Below are 20384 nucleotides of genomic sequence, written 5' to 3'. Positions count from 1 at the left end.
AGAAGCGTAAGGGCGGTAAAATAGGGCAGTTGCAGCCAAAACGAAGGTGAGAGGATTTTTTTATCCGGCCTTGCCTGTGAAGTATGCTACCTTTTGCCAAGCACAGCCGTAGTAGGGAAGATCCTCACGTGATTTGTCGTATAGTCGATTGATTTTCAAGGTATTATCCCTATGTTCAGTTCTGTTCCGCATTTTCAGCGCCTAGCCGAGAAGACCAACCAAGTTTTTTTCGTGTACAGCCTCACTGCCAAGCAGATGCTGTACCTCAACGAGGCCTACGAGAAAGTGCTGCGCTGCCGGCGCGGCCGCATCGAAGAAGACTTGCCGGAACTGATCGCCAGCCTGCACCCCGACGACTTTCTCTATCTGAGAGGTTGCTACAAGCAGCTCCTGAAGGGCGAAGAACTGATGGAAGGCATTGAATTTCGGCTTCAGCGCGACGATGCCTCGGTGCAGTGGCTGTGCGTAACGGCCCATCGCACCGAAGAAACGCCCGGCCAAGTGCTGCTGACAGGGTTTCTGCACGACATTACGGGCTACAAAGAGTACATGGAAAATGCCCATCGCTACAACATGAAAAAGAATTCCACCCTGGAAATTCTGTCGCATGACTTGGCCGGGCCCCTCAGCTTTATGCAAGGCCTGGCGACGCGGCTCGAAGAAAAGATGGTGCAGTATAACGACCCTACTATCAATGAGTTGGTCCGCATCATCGGCGTGACGTGCGGCGAAAGCGTGGACCTGATCCGTGACTTCGTAAACCAGGAATTCCTGGATTCAGTAAACGTCGATCTGAAAAAAGAGCGGGTTGATCTGGCCGAGCGGCTCCGGATTCTGATTGGCAACTACCAGGAGTCGGAGCAGAACATTGCGAAGAAATTTCGGCTGCTCACGTGCGGCGCGCCGGTGTACGTCGGCCTCGACAGCATGAAGTTCATGCAGGTGATGAACAATCTGATTTCCAACGCGATAAAGTTCACCCCCGACGGCGGCCACATCGACGTACGGCTTGAGGAGCCGCCCAAGGCCATCCTGGTCACGGTTGCGGACGACGGCATTGGCATCCCAGCCGAGTTTCAATCGGTGCTGTTTGAAAAGTTTACCAAAGCGCGGCGGCCGGGCCTGCGGGGCGAAAAGTCGACGGGCTTGGGCATGTCCATCATCAAAACCATCGTCGAACTGCACCAAGGCCGCATCTGGTTTGAAAGCGCCGAAAACCGCGGCTCGACATTTTACATAGAGCTACCCAAAGAGTAAATAGGTGGTCGTAAACGAATATAAAATAGTGTTTTTTTTATAAAAAGCAGCTAGCGACCCCACTTGCTGGGCTTGCATTCTGGTTTGTAAATATAGGGCATTGTTTATGCTGTAACTCGTTACTAACACCCTGTAAAGCAATATGTTACTAAATATTTTTCTGGATTTATAGTACTTTTTAGGTAAATAACTTAATCCGAAAAAGAATATTCGTTGATAATGTAATTCATTCAAGATATCGGTTGCATTGGGCCTTGCCGATGGAGCAGGAGTACAGTTACTTAGACGGTACAATCGCCTACGTTCTTTCTCGCTCACAACCAGTCTTGTATGAAAACGCCGCCTATTCTTTCAAGGGCTTTGGTCGCAGTGCAGCACCTCCGATTGGGGCTGCTGGCTTTGGCTTATGGAGCCGCTTTACAACCCGTATTGGCCCAGCAAAACCCCCTTGTCGCCTCTCACCGGACTGAAGCTTTTAAGAGTAACAACGGCGCAGCTTCTGCTCATGCCATGACTCCAAACGACGCGCTAACGGCTATTTTTCAGGCCGCAGGCCCTGTCGGCACCGATCCGGCGTCCATTGCTAGCGACACGGAGGCGCTGCCCGTCGATCTGGCGCGCTTCGAGGTGACGGCAGCTCGTTACGATGCCTTGCTTTCCTGGGCGATTGCTCCCGAAAAGAGCCGCGCACATTTTGAAGTGGAACGCTCCCTGGATGGGCGAAATTTCAAGCCCGTCGTGTCGGTAGCCGGGCGCGGGGCCACTTCGGTAGCTGCCAATTATGCGTACCGCGACATGGGCGTTAGTAACCTGTCGCACAGACCGATATACTACCGGCTGCGCGAAGTGGCTGCCGATGGCAAAGTCGAGTACAGCCCCGTGCGGGTGGTGCTTTTCGACGCGGATGCCAAAGGCGATATCGACCTGTACCCTAATCCGGCCAAAGCCCACTCCACCCTCGATTTGTCGGGGCTGCCCGTAGGCGACTACACCGTGCAGCTTGTGGACCTAACGGGCCGCGTGGTGCAGCAGCGGACGTTGGCCGGTGCCCAGCGCCACCCACTAGACTTGCAAAGCCTACCGCCAAGCACCTACATGGTGCTCGTGCGCGGTGGCTCCATCACGCTATCGTTGCCGCTGGCCCACGACTAAGAGACCGGATCTTTTGGCTGAAATAACTACAAAGCCCTTGGAGCGCAAGCTCCAAGGGCTTTTTGTATATGTCTGATAATTAATTACTTATAAAACGGGTGTCATGCATTTTCAGTACTGCATCCCTTACCAGTTAGCTCCTTTCGTCTTGGTGCGGATGCGGCACAAGTAGCCGGTAGCGGTGATGTAAAGCGTAGAGCCGTCGTCGCCCCAGGCGCAATTGGAAGCCGAAACGCCCTGCAAATCAATACGACCCAGCAATGTGCCGTCGGGGGCGTAGATGTGCAGGCCGCCCGGCCCGGTAGCAAACAGGTTGCCCTGCTGATCGATCTTGAAGCCGTCGGGTGAGCCGGGAAGCTGGGCGGCCATGCTGGTTACATCCTTAAACACCCGCGATGGGCCCACGTTGCCGTCGGGCAGCACCGGGAATGCCAGCCAGACCGCCCGCTTCGAATCGGACTGCGACACGTACAGGGTTTTGCCATCGGGCGAAAACGCCAAGCCGTTCGGGTAAGCTAGTTCTTTGGTCAGCAGCGTTACTTGGCCGTTGGGCGTAACCCGGTACACGCCGCTAAACTCGGTTTCGCGCGTAGGGTCGTTGCCTTGCTTGGGCAGGCCGTAGGGCGGGTCGGTGAAGTACACATCGCCGTTGGCGCGCACTACCACGTCGTTGGGGCTGTTGAGGCGTTTGCCTGCGAAATTGTCGGCCAGGGTGAGCTTGCCGCCGTTTTTGGTGAGCACCGAAATTCGACGGTCGCCGTGCTCACAGAGTACGAGCTGGCCGGCGGTGGTAAAAGCCAAGCCGTTGCTGCCGGGCTCGTTGCTGTATTGGCCCAACCCAGTGTAGCCGGCTGGGTGCATAAACTCCGTAATGCCTTCGCCCTCTTTCCACTTAAGTATTTGATTGGTAGGGGCATGCGAAAACAGCAAATAACCCGCCTGTTTGTCCCATACCGGCCCTTCGAGCCACTTGTAGCCCATGGCCAACACTTCTACCTTGGCATCGGTTGCCAGCAACTGATCGAGCTTGGGATTTTCGCGGGTCACGCTGCCAAAAGTAGGGTACACTTTGGGCGTCTGGGCGGCCAGCGAACCACAGTTCAGAACTGCTACCAGGAACAGAAAAAGACGATGCTTCATGCGGCCAAGGTAGAAACTAAATGCGCTTACGAAGCAAAAACAGTTCTTTAGCACGACTGCTAAAGAACTTAGAAGAGGCCCTAAACGTTATAAAAACAGCCATTATCCACCATTTTATCCCTACTCGTATGTGCGGCCGCTACACCACCATTATTCCTGCTCCGGTACTGGAAGAACGCTTCGATGCCACCTTCGACGGGTCGGCTCCGGGCAGCAGTTACAACGCGGCGCCTTCGCAACGGCTGCCGGTCATTACCAACGCCGAGCCCGGCAAAATTCAGCTGTTGCAGTGGGGGTTGTTGCCGGGGTGGGTAAAAGACGTGAAGCAGGCGCCCAAGCCCATCAACGCCCGCGCCGAAACGCTGCCCGAAAAGCCTTCTTTCCGGCAACTCTTGCAGCGGAAGCGTTGCCTGGTGCTGGCCGACAGCTTCTACGAATGGCAGCCAACTACGCGCGGCAAGGTTCCGCACCGCATTTTGCTGCGTGACGAGCAGCCTTTTGCGTTTGCCGGTCTATGGGACGAATGGCTCGATCGCGCTACCGGCGAAGTATTGCCTACGTACACCATCATCACGACGGAGCCCAACGAACTGATGGCCACGATTCATAACCGCATGCCGGTCATTTTGCAGGGTCGTGAGGCCGAATTGGCATGGCTCGACGATGATGTATCGGTAGCGGCACACCAAGATTTGCTACGGTCTTACCCGGCCGCCGACATGCGCGAATACGTCATTTCTTCGCTCGTCAATTCGCCGGCTCACAACTCCCCGGAAGTACTAGAGCCGGCCGTCGCCTAAAGACAACGGCCGGCTCTGTTTCGGCAATAGGTGTGTAAGATGCTGTTTATCAGTGGATTACTTGTAATGGAGTTTGCGCTTGTGGGTGCGCATGTAAGCGTGCTTATGCTTGCGCTTGTTGGATTTAAACCAAGGAAAGAAATGGGCTCCTTCGGGCGTCGCATTCACCGTGGCCGGACCTGCCGCAGCCGATGCGTGAGCCGCTTGTAGGGGCATTGAGCCAACAAAAGCCAATAACAGTAGGGTAGCGATGTACTTCATGCAAGTGTGGTTTTGGTATGGAGGGATAAGGTGCAGATGCGCTTATGGCGTGGATAAAAGTAATTATATTTATAATTAAACAAAATATATATACTATATAATCCTAAAACAATACAAAAGCCCCGCTCCTCAGGCTTGCCTGAAAAGCGGGGCGAAAGACAGCGACCTTAAGACAAGTCGTTGGCTCTTAGATAGGAAGAACCCTATTTATTGTCGTGTTTGTCTTCTTGCTGACCTTTGTTCTGGCCGGCGCTGCTCAACTTTTTAGCGTTTGCTTTTTTATCGTCGGAGGCATCGCTGGCTTCGCCTTCTTCCGGCAATTCCATGCTGCGATTGACCACGACTACGGCCACGGCCGCAATCACGGCGATGCCGATGATCACTTGCGTGGGGTTGAGGCGCTGGGCTATTTTTTTCAGCAGGCTGCCCCCGTGCTTAATCAGGTCTTCCATCTTGTCGTGGTCGCCCTGAAATACGTGGTAAGCGCTTTCAAAAGTGCGTGCGATGTCTTCGGGTAGAATCTTTTCGAGCTGTTGTTCGATCTGGGCTTCCATAGCAGGAGCGGGTGTTAAAGTTATGGTAGAGAGAGGGCACTGGAATGTAGGCCAAGCCACTAGGGGGCGTGTACGCAAAAACCTGTCAGCAGGCTACGTTATGCCGGCAAGAATAGGGCAACAGCAAAGGGTAGTGTTCAGCTCTGATGCGCTATAAAAACTTGATTATAAGCATTTTATAGTTAAAAATAGCAGAGTCTAATTAGAAGGATTAATCCCGATTTCTTAATTCAGGACGACCACCAGCCGCGAGCTGACCCGGCTGCCTTCCTGCACGTGGCAATAATAAGAACCCGCCGCTAACCCATTGACTTCCAAGCGCAAACGTTGTTTGCCGCGCGGCAACACCCGGTCCGCAACGCGCTGCACCTCACGACCCATTGTGTCGAAGACCAGCACCTGTACGTGTCCGCCTTCGGCCTCAAATTCTATGGTGGCTTGGTCGCGTGCGGGGTTGGGGTATACGCTGAACCCGGCAATGTTGACCTCGGCGGCACCGACGGCGCCCGTCACCACGGAAGTGCGCAGCACGGGCACGTACGGAAACGAAGGCCCGTTGTGCGGCAACAACTCGTTCAGCATGGCTTCGGATACCCCAAACCAGTCTTTCAGGATGCTGCCGTAGATGGCCCGAAAGTCGAACTGCATCGGGATGTTGTCGTTCACGGTCGCATTTTGCGGCAGGATGGGGTTGGTGCCGTGAATGCGCGGGTTCACAGCCGTACCGAACACAAACAGGGGAGCGGCCGCGCCGTGGTCGGTGCCGCGGCCAGAATTGGCCTTGATGCGTCGCCCAAATTCCGAAAACGTCATGCCCACCACCCGGTCCTGCACGTTGAGCAGCCGCAAATCGTCTTCAAAAGCCGCAATTGCTTGCGAAACCTTGCCCAGCAGCGTTGCGTGCGTGCCCGTAGTAGTGCTGCCGGTGGTGGGCACCTGCGAGGCATGCGTGTCGAAACCGCCGAGGTTGCACACGTAGATGCGCGTTTGCAGGCCACCGGCCACCAGTTGCGCCACAATCTTGAGTTGGTCGGCCAGCGAGTTTTGGCCGGCCGCCGGGTACAGCGCCGACAGGTTTTTGGCCTTGCCCGCCGCCTTCTGAATAACGGACGTGTACACCTGCGTCTGCTGCACCACCTGCCGGATAAATGTCAGCTCGTGGCCAGCAGGCGTATTGGGGGCCGTATCGACGCCGCCCGACAGCAACTGGTAAAACGAGGCCGTGCTGGCAATCGCCATCCCCATGTTCACCGTCGGGCCCTGCACGCAGTTGCTTACCACCGACCCGATGCTAATGGCCAATGGATCAGGTGATTGTGTGCTTGGATAACCCGTTGGGAAGTTCGGGTATTCGCCGTCCAGATAGCGGCCGAGCCAACCGGTGGTAAGCGTCACGTTCGAGTCGGAAGCCGATGTCCAGATGTCGGTGGCGCGGAAATGGCTGAAGTTGGGGTTGGGGTAGCCCACGCTCTGCACCACGCCCACCTGCCCTTTGTCAAACAGGTTTTTCAGCCCCGCCATAGCCGGATGAATGCCTGTCAGGTCGGAGAGCTTCAGCACCTCGTTTTGCGGCAATACAATGTCCGGGCGGGCATTCATCAGGGCCGAATATTGGTCCAGCGGGATGATCATGTTCAGGCCGTCGTTGCCGCCGTTCAGCTGAATCAGCACCAGCACGTGGTCGGTATCGACGGCCGCATTAGTAAGTGCCGCCAGCTCCGGCGAAAATCCATATGCCCCCACCGGAAAGCCGCCCATGAGCACCGGCAGCACCGAAGCCGCCGCCGTGGTCTGAAGAAAGTCTCTGCGTTTCATAGTCCGGCGAGTAACGGATTTATTAGAATTAATTGATAATCAAATAATTAGTGCTTTTAAGACAGGTGATATTCTGCCAGCCCCATGATGGCGCGCAGCAGCGCCTGCAACTTAGTGTTCACCGAAGCCTTTTTGGTAGCGTTCGTCGGGGCGGCTACGTAAGCGGTCCATTCCTGGGTCCATTCAAAATCGGGCAAGCCGGGCAGCAACGCATCGTTTAGAAACTCCAACTGGCTGCTGGTGAGCGTGATGGGTAACATGAGTTTCGTCAGCTCCGCGATCACCTTATTGGGGTCGCTGGCGACGGCCGGCGGCAGGGCTTGCACCAGCGCAATCGGGTCGATAAGCAGTTTGGCGCCGTTACGCGAATAGCCATTAGTGCTGATCATCAGGTCGGTAAACTGGTTGCGGCGCGGCAGCGTCACGGCGTTAATCCAGATTTCGTAGAACTGCGGCGTCTGATAATAAGCCGCCCAGCCCGCCACGTTCGGCGGGTCGCCTAAGTACTGCTGTTGCAGGTTCGTCTGGCTGTTGAGGTAGTCCCACATGCCGTATTGCGCCACCACGTTGGTAGCCGGCGGAAACGCAATCTGCAACTGCCGACATACCGTCACGGTGAAATCCAGCGGGCTTTTGATGACGCAGCCCATGTTGACCGGATCGTAAAAATGCTCGCTGGTGAGCAACGATTTCAGCACCGGTGTCACTTCGTAATTGCTCTTGATCAGCAAGTCAGCCATTGGCTGGATCACGTTCTGTTCCGTCGCGGCGTCGATGACGTAGTACACAAACCAGCGATACAGCTTGCGGCACAGAAAGCGCGCCGTTTCGGGCTGATCGAAGATCAGATCAATCAGGTCTTTGTACTCCTGATCGCCCCGGGCCGTGATGGTGCGGCTTCCGAACGCCGCCGAGAATTTCTTGGCGCCCGTATCGTGGCGCGAAGCCGTGAAGTAGCCACTGATCGTCTGGTTGTTATCGCGCCAGCCGGTGAGCACACGGGCAGCGGCTTTCACGTCGTCTTCGGTGTAATTGGTGTAGTTGCCCGTCCCGATGAGCGGCCCTTTGCCCACCGTAAACAGCTCCAGCAGCTCGCGGCCGTAGTTCTCGTTGGGAGCAGTAGCCGTGCTCTGGTTGCCGTTGAGGTAACGCAGCATGGCCGGGTCAATCGTCACATCCTTAGCAAGTTGCCGGATGTTGCCGAGCGCCTGCTGCCGCAGCAAGGCCGCATACTGATAGCCGTAGCGCGCGTCGTTGATGTCGCCCAACTCAATGACAAAGTGGTTGTGCCAGAACAGGGTCATTTTCTCCGCTAACGACTGGCTTTGGTTGAGCATTTGGCCCATCCACCACGCCCTCAGCGACGAGCGCCGCACGCCTTCCACCGCTTGGTCGAAGGGCTGCGTTACCCACGGTTGCCCCAGGGGCACGCTCGCGTCGGTGGAAGCTACGTTTACTGGCGGGCTGGGCGCGGCGGGGGCGGTCAGCAAGGCGTCCACAACCTGTTGCATCGAGCTGCTCGCAGCGCCCTCTATCTCGGTGCGTGTAGGCCCAAACAGGCTGCGGCGTAGCAAGTGAGCGGCCTGTGCATACCCCCAGGGGCCACTGTAGGGCGCGAAGCCTGCCGTAGAGCGTGCCGTATCAGGTAGTTTTTTGTTGGCGAAGCGACTAACCGTTTCATCCGTCGTAATAGCCGCCGCGGGCGCTGCGAGCACTGCGGCATTTTTGTGCAGGAAAGCTCTTCTGTCCATGGCGAGGTGGGGCTTCGATAACTCCTTTTAAGGTAAGAACTTATATCGATTTGAACCGCATGGTTGCCCAGTCCAATGCGCCGCAGCTGGCTAGGGCATAAGCACAAAAAAGCCCCGCCTTATGGGCGGGGCTTGTAAGCCTTGCAGAAGTGAAAAAGTGAAACCGGCTATTCGTAAACCTTCACTACAAACACATAGTCTTGCAGCTTGCGGATCTGCTGGGGCCGGGGCGTGCCAGTTAGTAGGTTGCCCCGCGACAAGCGGTAAGGCGCCGACGTGCCAGCGGCCGACAACGAATCCACAAGGCGCATCAGGTACGACGACTTGGTAGCAAACGCCGCACTTTGAGCGTCCATTTGTTTGCCGCTGATGATGCCAATGAGGTTGCCCCGGTCGTCGAGTAGCGGACCGCCGCTGTTGCCAGGGTTCACCGGGATTGAGATCTGGTAGAACGCAGTGTCGCCTTCGAAGCCCGAGCGGGCGCTCAGCGAACCGTCGTTGTACACGAGGTCTTCGCGTGGGTAGCCCAGCGTATAAACCTTCTCCCCCAGATCGGAAAGGCCACGCTTGAAGGTGTAAGGCAGACGGCCGAAACCGTTGAAATCCTTGTCCTTGATGCGCAGGATAGCCAAGTCGTGGGCCACATCCGAAAATACCGGCTCGGCGTGGTAATGCTGGCGGTCACGGCTTTCAATCAACACAGAATCAGCACCTTGGATAACGTGGTAGCTCGTAACCAGATAGCCATCTGAAGTAAGCGCGAAGCCCGTACCGCTGAACTTGCCAGGGTTGAGCTCTTCTGGCGACTTCGGTCCGTCGATGTGATTGATGGCGCGGTTCATTGCCTGCTGGTTGCGCTTGATGCGCTCTACTTCACGGCGCAGCACTTGGTAGCCGTACAGAGAGCCTGGCTTTTGGTTGGCGCGCCAAAACTCGATGCCCAGCAGCGTAGCAAACACGGCCATCACCGCGACCGAGGCAGCTACCATCATGGTAGCCCGGTGCGCATGCCAAAAATCGCGCAGCTTGCGCTCGACCGGCGAAATGTGCAGCAGCGGCATGTTGGGGTTGCCAGTTTCAAGGGGCGCTTCCTGCATGGCCTGTTCCGCGTCAATCTCGGCCTGAATGGCGTGGAGCTTGCGGCGGGTAGCCAGGCGAGAGCTGTATTGGTGCAACGTGCCGGTCAGTTCCTCAAACTCGGCAAAACGCTGGGCCAGGTTTGGGTCGGCCGACAGGCGCCGCTCCAGATCAGCCCGCGCCGGTACGCCGAGCTCGCCGTCGCGGTAAGCCTCAAATAAAGCGTAGTAATCAGCTTCGGTTTTCATATAGAGAGTGCGAGAATCATTTTCCCGCCGTGTGCCCGTGAGTGCTTGGTCAAAACGATTCTTCTTCCTTGAAGTGGGTGAAGAATAATTTTTTCAAGCGGACTAAACACTTGTATTTCTGATTTTTAGCGTTGTCGGCATTGGTATAGCCAAACTCCGCCGTGAGTTGCTGCATGGATTTGTCCTGCAGGTAATAGCCTTCTAAGAGTGAACGACAAGGCTCCCCTACGCGGTTCAACGCTTCGCTCATAGTAGCGAAGCGCCGGTCGCGTTCCTCGGCCTCCAACAGGTCGGCTTCGGCCCCGGTTTCGAGGTAGGGCTCGTGGTCGTCGAGGGAGCCGCCGAAGCGGGTTTTCTCGGCGAGCCGCTTCAACCACAAGCGTCGGCACACAGCGTAGAGGTACGTTTTGATCTGACAGCTGAGCTCCAAAGTGCCTTCGCGTATCTTCTCATAAAACACCATCACGCCCTCCTGGTACACATCCTTGGCCTCGTCCTCCGAGCCGCTGTTTTGCAGCACAAAGTGTGAGATCATCGGAAGGTGCAGGCGGTAGAGTTGCGCCAGCGCCCGGTCGTCGCCGCGACGGATAGCCGCCACGAACTCTTCATCGGTGTAGGAAGGTTGACCCTTGCCCATTCGCTTTCGTTGTTTAATACATAACGGCCCCGTTGGTAACCCCCCGAAAAATAATTTTCTATGGTCGGGTTACCTTTCCGAAAGACCGGTATGAAGAGCGTTTTTCAGACTAAATTTTTCAAACCTAATACCAAAATGAAGAATCTCATCAAGGTTTCTGCTCTTGCCGTTCTCCTCGCTGCTGGCCTCGCTTCTTGCGAATCGAAGTCGACCACCGAAACCACTACTACGGAAGCTGGCTCGGCTGAAACTACTACTCCTGCTACTACTACTGACTCGACTTCAACCATGAGCACCACGACGACTGATTCGTCGGCTACTGCTGCTCCTGCTACAACTGACGCTGCTGGTGCTTCGACCACCTCTTCGTCGTCGACTACTACCACTACGACTGAGCAAAAGTAATTACCTGCCGGCTAATGCCGGCTAGCGTATAGCTTACAACAGCCCGGCTTCCGCAAGGAAAGCCGGGCTGTTTTGTTTTAGGAGGCTTAAGAAAGAATACGAAAGCAGGCTGCCGGCGTTATAGCTTTTCTTCCAGCCAAAGAAATCCGGCGGCCAGCAGAAATACTCCAAAAAACCACGCTACCGGCCAAGGTTGCTGCACTGTATCCGATGCGTCTGAGGAAGCTGAGGCGGGGATTTTAGCTCTATTATTAAGTGCTTGATAATCAATTATTTGTGCGTTTACCCAGTTTTTGGTATCGTACACATAAAACCACTGGGCAGCCTTTTGGGGTAGCTGTACGCGGTGCCAGCCGGCGGTGGTTGGCCAATATTGGCCCGTCCTCCATTCGGGCAAGCGCACGTCCTGCCGCAAGGCGAGCCGGGCGGCAGGTGCGCCCGCCCGCTGCACAGTGGGCTGCTGGGCTGGCAAACGGGCCGCTTCCAAACGTAGGGTGAGAGGCTGTTGCACATGCGGCCACGTCTCCAGCACGTGCCACCGCTCCTCTACCGCCAATGGCCGCGCGGCCGTCGATAGCAAATAGCTCCAATACGAATCGTAGGCTTGGGTTGCGTTTTGCAATACCCAGCGGAAGGTTTCGGGCACCAGCGCAATTACCACGCGGCCCGTTCCGAAGCGCCGATCGGCTACCAGGGTTTGTTGCTGAGCATCTGTAACCAGTGCCCGCGAGCCAGCCGAGAGGTGTAAGCTGCCCGGCACTACCGCCGTTGCTTTTTCAGGCGCGCCCGGCCATTTCAAAGGTTGCGGCCGGACGGTGACAGCCGTAGCACGGGGCACTACGGCAAACCCCGCCCGAGCCGGAGTAGTACGCGGCAAAGCCGCGGCGTCGGCCACAACAATCAGCCCCAAGCCTTGGCTGCGAATGGCGTTTTGCAGGGCTTGGTTTTCGCCAGCAGAAAGTCCGCTTAGGGTGCCGGCATCCGCCACTACTGCGTCGTAGCGGGCCAATAGCGTCGGGGTGAGGCGACTGAGATCGTGGGCAGGCTGGTTAAGAAACTCCGTCTGAATAAGGCCTTTGCTGATGCCAACGCGCAGTGCCACTGCATGTTGCTGCGTGCCTAGTTGGTTTTTCAGGAATTTGAACTCAAACGACGGCGTGCTGGCCAGTAGCAACACGCGCAAGGGTCGGGTTGGGAGCACTTCCACGGGCACGGGCTCGCGCGCCAGCGTCGTGTTGGCCTGTTTTCTAGCCCCCAGTTCGTACACGGATAAGCCCGTTGCTTTAGGCGTGAAATGTAGCCGAAAAGCGCCACGGCCCGTCGGCAGCTTTACCGAATCGCGGGCTGTGCCGGCCGCTTGCAGATACACCCAGACGGGTGCTTTGGCTACCTCGGTATTTTCAAAAAAACCTTCTAGCTCCACCGGTTTACCCAACTCTAGCTGCCGATTCCAGTGCGCCGCGCGAAAGCCCGTGAAGGCTGGCGGCGTGTGCTGCACGAGTTGCAGATTGCCGGGCAGCGAGGCATCGGCGGCCGGCAGCCCCCGGCCCAACACATGCAACCGGCGCAACGCGGGGTGGCGTTCTGGCAAGGCCGGCAGGCTGGCCAGCACCGGCGCCTCGGCTGGGACAAGTTCATTGTAGCGCCACACCGTGGTGGCCGGGCCCAGCTTTCGGAGGAGCTGTTGAAGAGTGTCTATTTGATAATCAGAGGTTAATAGTATGGCTTCTCTGCGCGAGGTGCCCAGTGTTCGCGTTAGGGGGAAAGCGGTAAACCACAGCCCTGCCGCAGCGGCTAGGCCTGCCAGCAGGCGCGCCGCCAAACGAGCTCTGTTTGCCCTTCGGAGGGCGGCCACAGTGAGCCACACAGCCAGTAACAGGCAGAAAATCAGTAGGGTGTAGAATTGGAGAGAGGAAGGCATTCAGGCTGAGTTCTTACCGGCTTAATTCCTGGAAATAACGCCGCGCTAGGCGGTCGGGGCCGGCGGTGCGGGTAGGAGTCGGCGGCGGGGGCGGCAACAATTCGTGGAGGGCCTGCTCAACGGAAACCAGGCAAGTAGCGCACAAGGCGCGGTGGGAGCGTATGTCTGTCGTGAGCTGACGCAGCTCGCGCAAGGCGCGTAGGTAAGCTCCCGGACGACGCACGGCGGCTTGCGCAATAGCTGGCCCGGCCCGATCCAGCCGCGCGGCATCGGTGCTGCTGGCTGTTTCGCCGCGCCGCAAGGCTTGCAGTGTCCCCAACGCCTCCCGTACTATTGACTGATCGGGGGCAGTGGTGCGCACGTCTTGTTGTAGGCGGGGTGCGGCTGCGCCGATTAGTTCGCCCGTCAGGCGAATAGTCGATTCGGGCAAGACGGGAGGCTCGTAGCCGGATTTTTTTACGTAGGCCCGGGTCTGCTGCTGCACTTGCTTCAGCAGGCGCAAGGCGCGGTACTCAAAGGGCAAGGCCTCGACGGGGCGTACGGTACGCAGCCGCAGCTCTGCCTGCCACATCTGGTCGAGCACACCGCGCAACTTGGCTTTCACGGCGGGCTCCAGGAAATCCGCGGTTTCTTCGTCGTCATGCAGGTGCATGTAAGGTCGGCTGAGGGCGTCAGTTTCGGCCGTGGGCGACGCGTTGGCCGCATCGGCAGTGGGCGGACCATGCTCGTGCTCTTCCTCTGTGCCGGGGTGTTCATTGTGGCTGCTGTCGGCGTCGGCCACGGGCGGTTTGGGAGCGGTTTCGGCCAGTCCTTGCTCGAACTCTTCCCCCAGAAACTTGCCGTAGCGCAGCCGAAGCACTTTTTGGTCAAACCCCAGATTATTAGAGCGTTCCGAAAAGGCAGTCGCCTCCACGCTCCGGCGCTCGGCTAATAGCTTTTCGGTGTCGATGATGATTTGGCGCTGGCTGCGGAAATAGGCTGGCACTACGTTTACCCCCAGCGAAATGTCGGTAGCCGCCTCGTTTACCGTGGTGTCTTCCCACTGCACGAGGTAAGTATCGGAGCGCGCCGTGTGGCTATTGTTGTCCCAGGTCTGAACGTAAAAATATACTTCGTCGCCGTAAGTTAATCCTAGTTTAGGTAGGTTAAGTGTTTGATTTGCAATGCTTTGTGTGGGCTGCTTGCCTAGTCCAGCACTGAGGTCAGTTACGACCTCCCGAAACTTCACGGCTTCGCCCTGGCCCTGTGCTACCGTAGCTACCAAACGGGCCCGCGTCAGGCCGTAATCGTCGCGCAGAGCTACCCGGATGCCCACCTGCGGCTTCTGCCCAAACTCGACGAGTGTGTAGGGTTTGGGCGTCTGGATCTGGACAACGGGCGCCTGATCGGGCTGCACATCGATGGCGTAATCATCGGAAGTGCGGCCCGCAAACCGCAGCCTGTACAGCACCGACGCCTTAACTACCTGCTCCGCCACAAATACCGTGGGTTGCCCCGTTACTGCACGAAAAGCCAGCCGTTGCCGCCCGATTTCGAGTTGCGGCGGCTGGGTAGCAGGGCTGTTTACGTGCACCGTCCAGCGAATGCGTGAGCCTTCGGGACAGCGAAAAGAAGGCTGCGCCGCCGCAAAGCCCGCCCGCCGGGTGTAGGCAGGCGGCGTGACGATAATGCGCGTTTCCGTAATTTGAGCAAGGACTTGTGGTTTCTTACTGGGCTGATCTTCAGTGAAATGCAGCTTAACCGCCGGGGCTTGGACAGTCGCTGTGGTCCGCTGAGTTCCGTGCGCCTGAAGCAGCCACAGCAGCGCCGCCGCCAATAGTACCAGCCCCGCAACCAGCCCGGACGTACGAAACGAAACCGGCAACAAGTGGCTTTCGGTGCTTGCCAGCTCTTGCAGCCTGTCTGCCACGCGTTGCTGTTGCAGGTGTCCCAACAGATTCAGCTCGCCCGAGTCGCGCAACAATAGCCCAGTACTGTTTTCGAGCACCGGATAGCGCTGATCGAGCTGGCTGCTGAGGGCAGCAAAATTCGGTCGCCACAGGCGTACCAAGTAGCTCACCAGCCAAACGGCCCCGGCCGCGCCTAGCAAGCCTACCGCCCAACGACCTGCGGGCCACACCCAACCAACTACGGCCAGCAGCACGCCCACGGCCGCCGCAGGCAGCAGCACAGCCACCGTCCGCCGGCCGGCGTAGGCGTGCCATACCGTTCGGAGCGCCGCCACTGCGGGATGGGAGGAGGTTTGGGTTACGAGGCTCATGCGGCAGGAGTAGAAGAAAAGGACAGGCGCCGTTGTGCCAGCAGACGTTCCAAGGCAAACAACAAGCCTGTAGCCAGCACTGCCCACGGCCGCAAATCGAGGTAAGAATCGGGTGCGGGACGGTTGCTGGTGGCTACTGAAACCATGTGGTTTGCCGGATGAATTTGGGCAGCATCGAGCGCACGTTTGTCTGCTGCCCAGTTGGTTGACTTCTGCTCTGGTTGCAGAATATCTAGCAAAAGCGCCGGTAGATTCGGACTATCCGCCAATTCGCTCCAGTCAGGGTGTAGGCGCGTATGTAGCTGATATATTGAGCCTTGCGAAATGCTTTGGTAGCTGAGTACGGCTCGGCCCTGGCCGTCAGCCCATAAGCTCTGACCCGTGGCAGGCACTGCCTCTTTGCTGCGGCGCAGAATACGCACGGGCGCTACAGTTGCGGCGTTTGCCAAGAAACCCTCGGAAGACTGGCCCGGCGCCTTAGCGTCCTGCCACAGCCGCAAGCCCCGCCGCACGCGTTGTTGCCAGCCGGCGGGCACCGGCGCATCGCTAAGCCAAAACAGCCAGTCGAGGGATGCCGCTGCGGCCGGCGGCGCGGCCGACACAGTGAGCGCAAGCGGCGCCGCCAAACCCGCCGCGGCTGCCTGCAACGCCGCCCGCAAGTACCGGGCGTCTTCGCTGTGCGCAGCATCATACCGAACCCAGATGCGAAGCGGCGCGGTACTGACTGCTACGGCAGCAGAGCTACTGTCGCCGGGTTGTAGGGTAGCTCCAGTGGCCATAGTTGCGTAGTGCAGCGGCGACAAACCGGCTACGCGCACTGCCTCGCCGGCGTTCGGCTTTCGCACGCGCACCACTCGAAACGTGGCGGCGGCTTCGGTGCTACGGCCCACCAGCAGGCGCAGGCTATCGGGGCCGGACTGGTAAGCACTTTGCAGCCAAGCCCCGGAGTCGGCAGTGGGCACGACTTGCCACGTCAGTTGGGCGGGCAAGGCCGGACGGCTGGTTTGGAAATGACCTAAGCTAGTCGAAGTAAACACTCGAATTGGGCGGTTGGGGAAGGAATCTGCCGCCTGCCTCACGCGTGCCCACAACTGATCGGCTGGTAATGAGTCGGTTGCGCCAGCGGCCGCTACCGAATCGAGGTTGCGCCAAGCTGCCGCCGAAATAAGCCGGAACCCCGGTGCCAGGCGGCGCACTTCGTAGCCCCGGCGGCGCAGCGAATCGATGCCGGGGCGGAATGCCGATAGCGAGCCCGTTGGCAATAGATCGGGACTGATGAAAACCTGCCCGCGCGTTGGAGCCGGTGGTCGTTGCCAGGCCGGGCTTGCCAGCGCCACAGCCAGCAGCGCTACCACGGCAATGCGCACCAGCAGCAGCGCCAGCTGCTCTAGCTTCAGGCTCCGCAAGCGCCGGTTGGCCGTTGCCTCCAACCACCGTAGGCTGCCCACCGGCACGGTGCGGCCCGGCCGGCGGTTCCACAGGTGAATGGCCACCGGCACAGCAATGCCCAGCAACGCCAACAAACCAGAAGGAGCAAGGAAGGTGAGCAATGGAAACAGAGTGAGGTGAAGGTAAACCTATTCTATAGTTTTATAATATATTGATAATCAATGTATTAATTTATACTCTGTCTTCGTCTGAGAAACTCCCGCAGCGCCCGATCCAAAGGCTCGGAGGTATTGACTTCGTGGTAGTCGAAGCCGTGGCGGCGGGCATTTTGTGCCGTGTTGCGCAGCCATTCCTGCAACTGCTGCTGGTAGGCGGCGCGCTGCTGATCGGCGTCAAGCTGCAAAGTGTGGCCGGTTTCCAGATCTTGAAACGTCACGGAGCCGCGGTGCGTGAAGTCCAACTCGTTGCGGGCCAGCGTATGCAACACCATCACTTCGCCCGATACCGCCCGCAGCCGCGTCAGAAGTTGCTCGATCTCTGAGTTTTCTTCGTAAAGGTCACTCACACAAATGATTAGGGCGCGCTGGCGGCGGGCAGTGAGTGGCGCCAGCGCGTCGTTGCCCGGAAAGCGACCGGCCGCTTCTACATTTTCGAGCGCATGAAAAATTCGAGGCAGCTGCCGCGAATCACTTTGCCCGCTAAGATGCTGAATGCCCGCTGGATGCAAAACGGTGAGCGCTACGGCATCTCCTTGATTATGAGCCAAATAGGCCAAGGCTGCCAGCAAGAGCCGCGCATAGTCGAGTTTGGTTAATCCATTGTCGTCGCGGTGGTTCATGGAGGCGCTGGCATCCAACAGCAAGTGCACCACAAGGCTCGTATCTACCTCTGATTCACGGATATAGTAGCGGTCCGAGCGAGCCGCGAGCCGCCAGTCGAGGCGGCGCAGATCGTCGCCGGGCAAGTAAGGGCGGTACTGGCTGAACTCCATGCCCGCGCCGCGCCGTCGGCTCAGGTGCTGACCCGCCAAAAAGCCTTCCGCCGCCGTTTTGGCGGCCAGCGGCAGATTCCGCAACGCGGCAAGGGTTTCGGGAGAGAGCAAGGATAAGTCTTTGTAAGTGAGTGGCTTAACTTGGCACTTGTTTCTGCAAGCAACCTCGTTAAGGCAGCTTAGCAGCCGTCATCGAAACCGCTTTCAACAGTTCTTCCACGGCATGATCGGGCGTGAGATTTTCGGCTTCGGCGTTGAAATTCAGCAACACGCGGTGGCGTAGCACCGGCGCAGCCAGCGTCCGAATGTCGTCCATGGTGGCGGCAAACCGGCCTTGCAACAAGGCTCGCGCTTTGGCGCACAAAATCAGGGCTTGCCCAGCGCGCGGACCCGCGCCCCAGCGGCCGTATTCCTGAATAAATTTCACGGTGCTGGTCGCGGGCCGGGTGGCGCGCACAAGGCGGTTCACAAAATCGAGCAGGTCTGGGCTCAGGCTCACTTGGCGCACCAGCTGCTGCAACTGCCGAATGTCTTCGCCCCCAAGCACCGGCCGCACTTCGGCCCGGGCCGAGCCCGTGGTGCCATTCAGTACGGCAAGTTCTTCTTGCTCAGAAGGATAGCCGATGCGAATGTACAGCAGAAAGCGGTCGAGCTGGGCCTCGGGCAGCGGATACGTACCCGACTGCTCAATGGGGTTTTGGGTAGCCAGCAGGAAAAACGGCTTGGGCAGCGCGTGCTCCTGGCCCGCGTACGTGACGTGACCTTCCTGCATGGCTTCCAGCAAAGCCGCCTGCGTTTTGGGCGGCGTCCGGTTGATTTCGTCCGCCAAAACCAAGCTGGCGAAAATCGGTCCTTCGTTGAATTTGAACGAGCGGTGCCCCGTGCCGTGGTCTTCTTCCAACACTTCCGTACCCAGAATATCGGTCGGCATGAGGTCGGGAGTGAACTGGATGCGGCGAAAGGGTAAATCAGTAGCAGAAGCTAATGTTCTGACTAACAATGTTTTGGCTAGCCCCGGAACGCCTTCCAGCAGCGCATGGCCACCTGCCAGCAAGGCTACCAGTACCTCGTCGAGCACTTGCTGCTGGCCGACGATGATTTTGCCGATTTCCTCGCGCAGCGGCGGAAGCTTTTGAAGCAGATTCTTGACGTCTAGTTCGGTCATGCAGTTTGGTTGGTCATGCGGTAGAAGCGCCTTGTCGGCGCCCGTCGTGGTTTGATTGTGGGCTATGATAACGCGAGTTATCCGCGGTAGGAGCCTCTTGCAGGCGTTCTACATCGTTCAGGCTGTCAGGGCATACATCAGAATATTGACGCCGAATTTGGTATTGTCTTCGGCCAGAAAGCGCTTGTTGCGGAAGTCGTAGTCCCATTCGCAGCCGTAATCTTTGTTGGAGTACAGCACGCCGAGGCGTCCGTTGATCTCCACGCCTTTTAGGTAGTCGTGCACCAGGTCATCGCCCCAGCCGTTGAGCTCGAAGCTGGTGGGCGGCGGGCCGTCTTTGAAGGTGAAGAAGGAGCGGTAAAGCGGGTGGGTCTTCGGAATTTTCTTCAGGGCACCCGCCCCGAAGCACTGCCGCATCTGCTCCTCGAAAGAGCGCGCAAACAGACCGTCGATGTCGTGGTTGCAATCGTCGACGAACACGAAGCCGCCGTTGCGGACGTATTGCGTGAAGTTGGTTTTTTCCTGGCTGCTAAACTGCACCAACCGGTGCCCCGAGAGGTAACAGAACGGGTAGTTGAACAGCTCGGCGCTGTCGAGGGCTACTACTTTTTCCTTCTGATTGACGGGTACAGTGGTGTACTGAATCAGCGAATGCAGCAAGTTGGTGGGCATTCGCTCGTCCACACCATCCCAGTCGCCGGAGCGGTATTGAAGGCGAACGAAGGTAAACGGTGAGGGCATGCAGCGCGGCTAAGACAGGGCAAGGACGAAAACTAACAGATAAGGTGGCATCCTCAGCACAAATCCGCGAAAAAAATACACGATTCCGGATTTAAGAATAGGGGTAAGGCCGGCGTTAGGTATCTGAGGAATAGAAAGTCGGCCTGCTTTTTGGCTATACCCTTTTATTACCCAACTCTTTCATCCCCAAATCCTACGCTATGAAACGCATCCTGTTGCTGTTGCTGTCCTTGGTATTGGTAAGCAGCGCGCATGCCCAGTTCGGCATCAAAGGCGGCATCAACAAAGCCGTGCTCGACGGCTCCAACGTGAATGCCTCCACCCACTACATGACCTCTTACCACGCCGGCCTGCTCTACGAGTTTAAGGTGGTGGGGCCGGTTTCCATCCAGCCGGAACTGCTGTACTCGTCGCAGGGCACCAGCTTTAAGTCGGAGTTCGAAAATTTCGATGCCAAGCTGCACTACTTCTCCGTGCCTGTGCTGGCGAAAGTGTACATCGGGCCGGTGTTTGTAGAAGCCGGTCCGCAAGTCGGATTTTTGCTGGATGCCGACAAAAACGGAACCCAGCAAACTGGCGAAGGGACGTTTGAAAACATCAAGCGCCGCGCCACCAACGACTTCAAGCGCGGCGACTTCGGCGTGGCGGCTGGCGCCGGTTTGCGGCTCTCGTTGTTTACCGTGGGTGCTCGCTTCAACGCGGGCCTCAACGACATCAACGACCTGCGCAACCTCAGCGGCCTCAACGACCCGCAGCTCAAAAACCGGGTGTTCCAGCTGTACGGCTCCATCCAGCTCGGCGGCCGCGATTAAGGACAAAG

General features: G+C 57.8%; 18 protein-coding genes. 5 read left to right on the top strand and 13 right to left on the bottom strand.

Annotation, left to right across the window (positions count from 1 at the left end):
- Window positions 1-171: 171 nt before the first annotated feature.
- Complete coding sequence (locus tag H9I52_RS17900; protein ID WP_187454997.1) at window positions 172-1257, top strand: PAS domain-containing sensor histidine kinase; 1086 nt, start codon at window positions 172-174, stop codon at window positions 1255-1257.
- Window positions 1258-1767: 510 nt separating this feature from the next.
- Window positions 1768-2409: a T9SS type A sorting domain-containing protein gene (locus H9I52_RS17895; RefSeq protein ID WP_222940557.1), complete on the top strand. Its 642-nt coding sequence runs from the start codon at window positions 1768-1770 to the stop codon at window positions 2407-2409.
- A gap of 126 nt (window positions 2410-2535) precedes the next feature.
- Here the strand turns inward: H9I52_RS17895 and H9I52_RS17890 are convergent, their stop codons facing one another.
- The gene (locus H9I52_RS17890; protein WP_187454995.1) at window positions 2536-3549 is read right to left on the bottom strand and encodes an SMP-30/gluconolactonase/LRE family protein; all 1014 of its coding nucleotides are present in this window, start codon (window positions 3547-3549) and stop codon (window positions 2536-2538) included.
- Window positions 3550-3677: 128 nt separating this feature from the next.
- On the opposite strand from H9I52_RS17890, the gene H9I52_RS17885 reads away from it, so the two are divergent.
- Complete coding sequence (locus tag H9I52_RS17885; protein ID WP_187454994.1) at window positions 3678-4349, top strand: SOS response-associated peptidase; 672 nt, start codon at window positions 3678-3680, stop codon at window positions 4347-4349.
- 57 nt (window positions 4350-4406) lie between these two features.
- On the opposite strand, the gene H9I52_RS17880 is transcribed toward H9I52_RS17885, so the two are convergent.
- The 6 genes from H9I52_RS17880 to H9I52_RS17855 all read right to left on the bottom strand — a co-directional run bounded on the left by H9I52_RS17880 (window position 4407) and on the right by H9I52_RS17855 (window position 10692).
- Window positions 4407-4610: a hypothetical protein gene (locus H9I52_RS17880; protein WP_187454993.1), complete on the bottom strand. Its 204-nt coding sequence runs from the start codon at window positions 4608-4610 to the stop codon at window positions 4407-4409.
- Window positions 4611-4813: 203 nt separating this feature from the next.
- The gene (locus H9I52_RS17875) at window positions 4814-5164 is read right to left on the bottom strand and encodes a hypothetical protein (RefSeq protein ID WP_187454992.1); all 351 of its coding nucleotides are present in this window, start codon (window positions 5162-5164) and stop codon (window positions 4814-4816) included.
- Between the two features lie 225 nt (window positions 5165-5389).
- Window positions 5390-6979 carry a DUF1501 domain-containing protein gene (locus tag H9I52_RS17870; RefSeq protein ID WP_187454991.1) on the bottom strand — a complete coding sequence of 530 codons (1590 nt, stop codon included), beginning with the start codon at window positions 6977-6979 and terminating at the stop codon, window positions 5390-5392.
- Window positions 6980-7035: 56 nt separating this feature from the next.
- Window positions 7036-8730, bottom strand: coding sequence for a DUF1800 family protein (locus H9I52_RS17865; protein WP_187454990.1), 1695 nt, complete (start codon window positions 8728-8730; stop codon window positions 7036-7038).
- 167 nt (window positions 8731-8897) lie between these two features.
- Window positions 8898-10055, bottom strand: a complete 1158-nt coding sequence (locus tag H9I52_RS17860; RefSeq protein ID WP_187454989.1) for a trypsin-like peptidase domain-containing protein — start codon at window positions 10053-10055, stop codon at window positions 8898-8900.
- A 49-nt stretch (window positions 10056-10104) separates the two neighbouring features.
- Window positions 10105-10692 carry an RNA polymerase sigma factor gene (locus tag H9I52_RS17855; RefSeq protein ID WP_139515067.1) on the bottom strand — a complete coding sequence of 196 codons (588 nt, stop codon included), beginning with the start codon at window positions 10690-10692 and terminating at the stop codon, window positions 10105-10107.
- A 135-nt stretch (window positions 10693-10827) separates the two neighbouring features.
- On the opposite strand from H9I52_RS17855, the gene H9I52_RS17850 reads away from it, so the two are divergent.
- Complete coding sequence (locus tag H9I52_RS17850; RefSeq protein WP_187454988.1) at window positions 10828-11097, top strand: hypothetical protein; 270 nt, start codon at window positions 10828-10830, stop codon at window positions 11095-11097.
- A gap of 118 nt (window positions 11098-11215) precedes the next feature.
- Here H9I52_RS17850 and H9I52_RS17845 read toward each other — a convergent pair whose 3' ends face one another.
- The 6 genes from H9I52_RS17845 to H9I52_RS17820 all read right to left on the bottom strand — a co-directional run bounded on the left by H9I52_RS17845 (window position 11216) and on the right by H9I52_RS17820 (window position 19564).
- Window positions 11216-13018, bottom strand: coding sequence for a hypothetical protein (locus tag H9I52_RS17845; RefSeq protein WP_187454987.1), 1803 nt, complete (start codon window positions 13016-13018; stop codon window positions 11216-11218).
- Window positions 13019-13031: 13 nt separating this feature from the next.
- Entirely contained in the window at window positions 13032-15278 is a 2247-nt protein-coding gene (locus H9I52_RS17840; RefSeq protein ID WP_187454986.1) for a DUF4175 family protein, read from the bottom strand.
- A complete protein-coding gene (locus tag H9I52_RS17835) occupies window positions 15275-16828 on the bottom strand; it encodes a BatA domain-containing protein (RefSeq protein WP_187454985.1) in 1554 nt (517 codons plus the stop codon). The genes H9I52_RS17840 and H9I52_RS17835 overlap by 4 nt, the downstream gene beginning before the upstream one ends.
- A gap of 65 nt (window positions 16829-16893) precedes the next feature.
- The gene (locus tag H9I52_RS17830; protein WP_187454984.1) at window positions 16894-17769 is read right to left on the bottom strand and encodes a DUF58 domain-containing protein; all 876 of its coding nucleotides are present in this window, start codon (window positions 17767-17769) and stop codon (window positions 16894-16896) included.
- Between the two features lie 58 nt (window positions 17770-17827).
- Window positions 17828-18823, bottom strand: coding sequence for an AAA family ATPase (locus H9I52_RS17825; protein ID WP_187454983.1), 996 nt, complete (start codon window positions 18821-18823; stop codon window positions 17828-17830).
- A 117-nt stretch (window positions 18824-18940) separates the two neighbouring features.
- Window positions 18941-19564, bottom strand: coding sequence for a DUF4159 domain-containing protein (locus tag H9I52_RS17820; protein WP_187454982.1), 624 nt, complete (start codon window positions 19562-19564; stop codon window positions 18941-18943).
- A 200-nt stretch (window positions 19565-19764) separates the two neighbouring features.
- On the opposite strand from H9I52_RS17820, the gene H9I52_RS17815 reads away from it, so the two are divergent.
- Entirely contained in the window at window positions 19765-20376 is a 612-nt protein-coding gene (locus tag H9I52_RS17815) for a porin family protein (RefSeq protein ID WP_187454981.1), read from the top strand.
- Window positions 20377-20384 lie beyond the last annotated feature (8 nt).

The sequence above is a fragment of the Hymenobacter sp. BT491 genome, from assembly GCF_014349165.1.
GTDB classification, from domain to species: Bacteria; Bacteroidota; Bacteroidia; order Cytophagales; family Hymenobacteraceae; genus Hymenobacter; species Hymenobacter jejuensis.
This window is presented reverse-complemented; position numbering and strand designations above follow the sequence as displayed.

Excerpts from the sequence above, each read along its gene's own strand:
- H9I52_RS17900 (WP_187454997.1), top strand. The coding sequence starts at position 172 with ATGTTCAGTTCTGTTCCGCATTTTCAGCGCCTAGCCGAGAAGACCAAC.
- H9I52_RS17895 (WP_222940557.1), top strand. The coding sequence starts at position 1,768 with ATGACTCCAAACGACGCGCTAACGGCTATTTTTCAGGCCGCAGGCCCT.
- H9I52_RS17890 (WP_187454995.1), bottom strand. The coding sequence starts at position 3,549 with ATGAAGCATCGTCTTTTTCTGTTCCTGGTAGCAGTTCTGAACTGTGGT.
- H9I52_RS17885 (WP_187454994.1), top strand. The coding sequence starts at position 3,678 with ATGTGCGGCCGCTACACCACCATTATTCCTGCTCCGGTACTGGAAGAA.
- H9I52_RS17880 (WP_187454993.1), bottom strand. The coding sequence starts at position 4,610 with ATGAAGTACATCGCTACCCTACTGTTATTGGCTTTTGTTGGCTCAATG.
- H9I52_RS17875 (WP_187454992.1), bottom strand. The coding sequence starts at position 5,164 with ATGGAAGCCCAGATCGAACAACAGCTCGAAAAGATTCTACCCGAAGAC.
- H9I52_RS17870 (WP_187454991.1), bottom strand. The coding sequence starts at position 6,979 with ATGAAACGCAGAGACTTTCTTCAGACCACGGCGGCGGCTTCGGTGCTG.
- H9I52_RS17865 (WP_187454990.1), bottom strand. The coding sequence starts at position 8,730 with ATGGACAGAAGAGCTTTCCTGCACAAAAATGCCGCAGTGCTCGCAGCG.
- H9I52_RS17860 (WP_187454989.1), bottom strand. The coding sequence starts at position 10,055 with ATGAAAACCGAAGCTGATTACTACGCTTTATTTGAGGCTTACCGCGAC.
- H9I52_RS17855 (WP_139515067.1), bottom strand. The coding sequence starts at position 10,692 with ATGGGCAAGGGTCAACCTTCCTACACCGATGAAGAGTTCGTGGCGGCT.
- H9I52_RS17850 (WP_187454988.1), top strand. The coding sequence starts at position 10,828 with ATGAAGAATCTCATCAAGGTTTCTGCTCTTGCCGTTCTCCTCGCTGCT.
- H9I52_RS17845 (WP_187454987.1), bottom strand. The coding sequence starts at position 13,018 with ATGCCTTCCTCTCTCCAATTCTACACCCTACTGATTTTCTGCCTGTTA.
- H9I52_RS17840 (WP_187454986.1), bottom strand. The coding sequence starts at position 15,278 with ATGAGCCTCGTAACCCAAACCTCCTCCCATCCCGCAGTGGCGGCGCTC.
- H9I52_RS17825 (WP_187454983.1), bottom strand. The coding sequence starts at position 18,823 with ATGACCGAACTAGACGTCAAGAATCTGCTTCAAAAGCTTCCGCCGCTG.
- H9I52_RS17820 (WP_187454982.1), bottom strand. The coding sequence starts at position 19,564 with ATGCCCTCACCGTTTACCTTCGTTCGCCTTCAATACCGCTCCGGCGAC.
- H9I52_RS17815 (WP_187454981.1), top strand. The coding sequence starts at position 19,765 with ATGAAACGCATCCTGTTGCTGTTGCTGTCCTTGGTATTGGTAAGCAGC.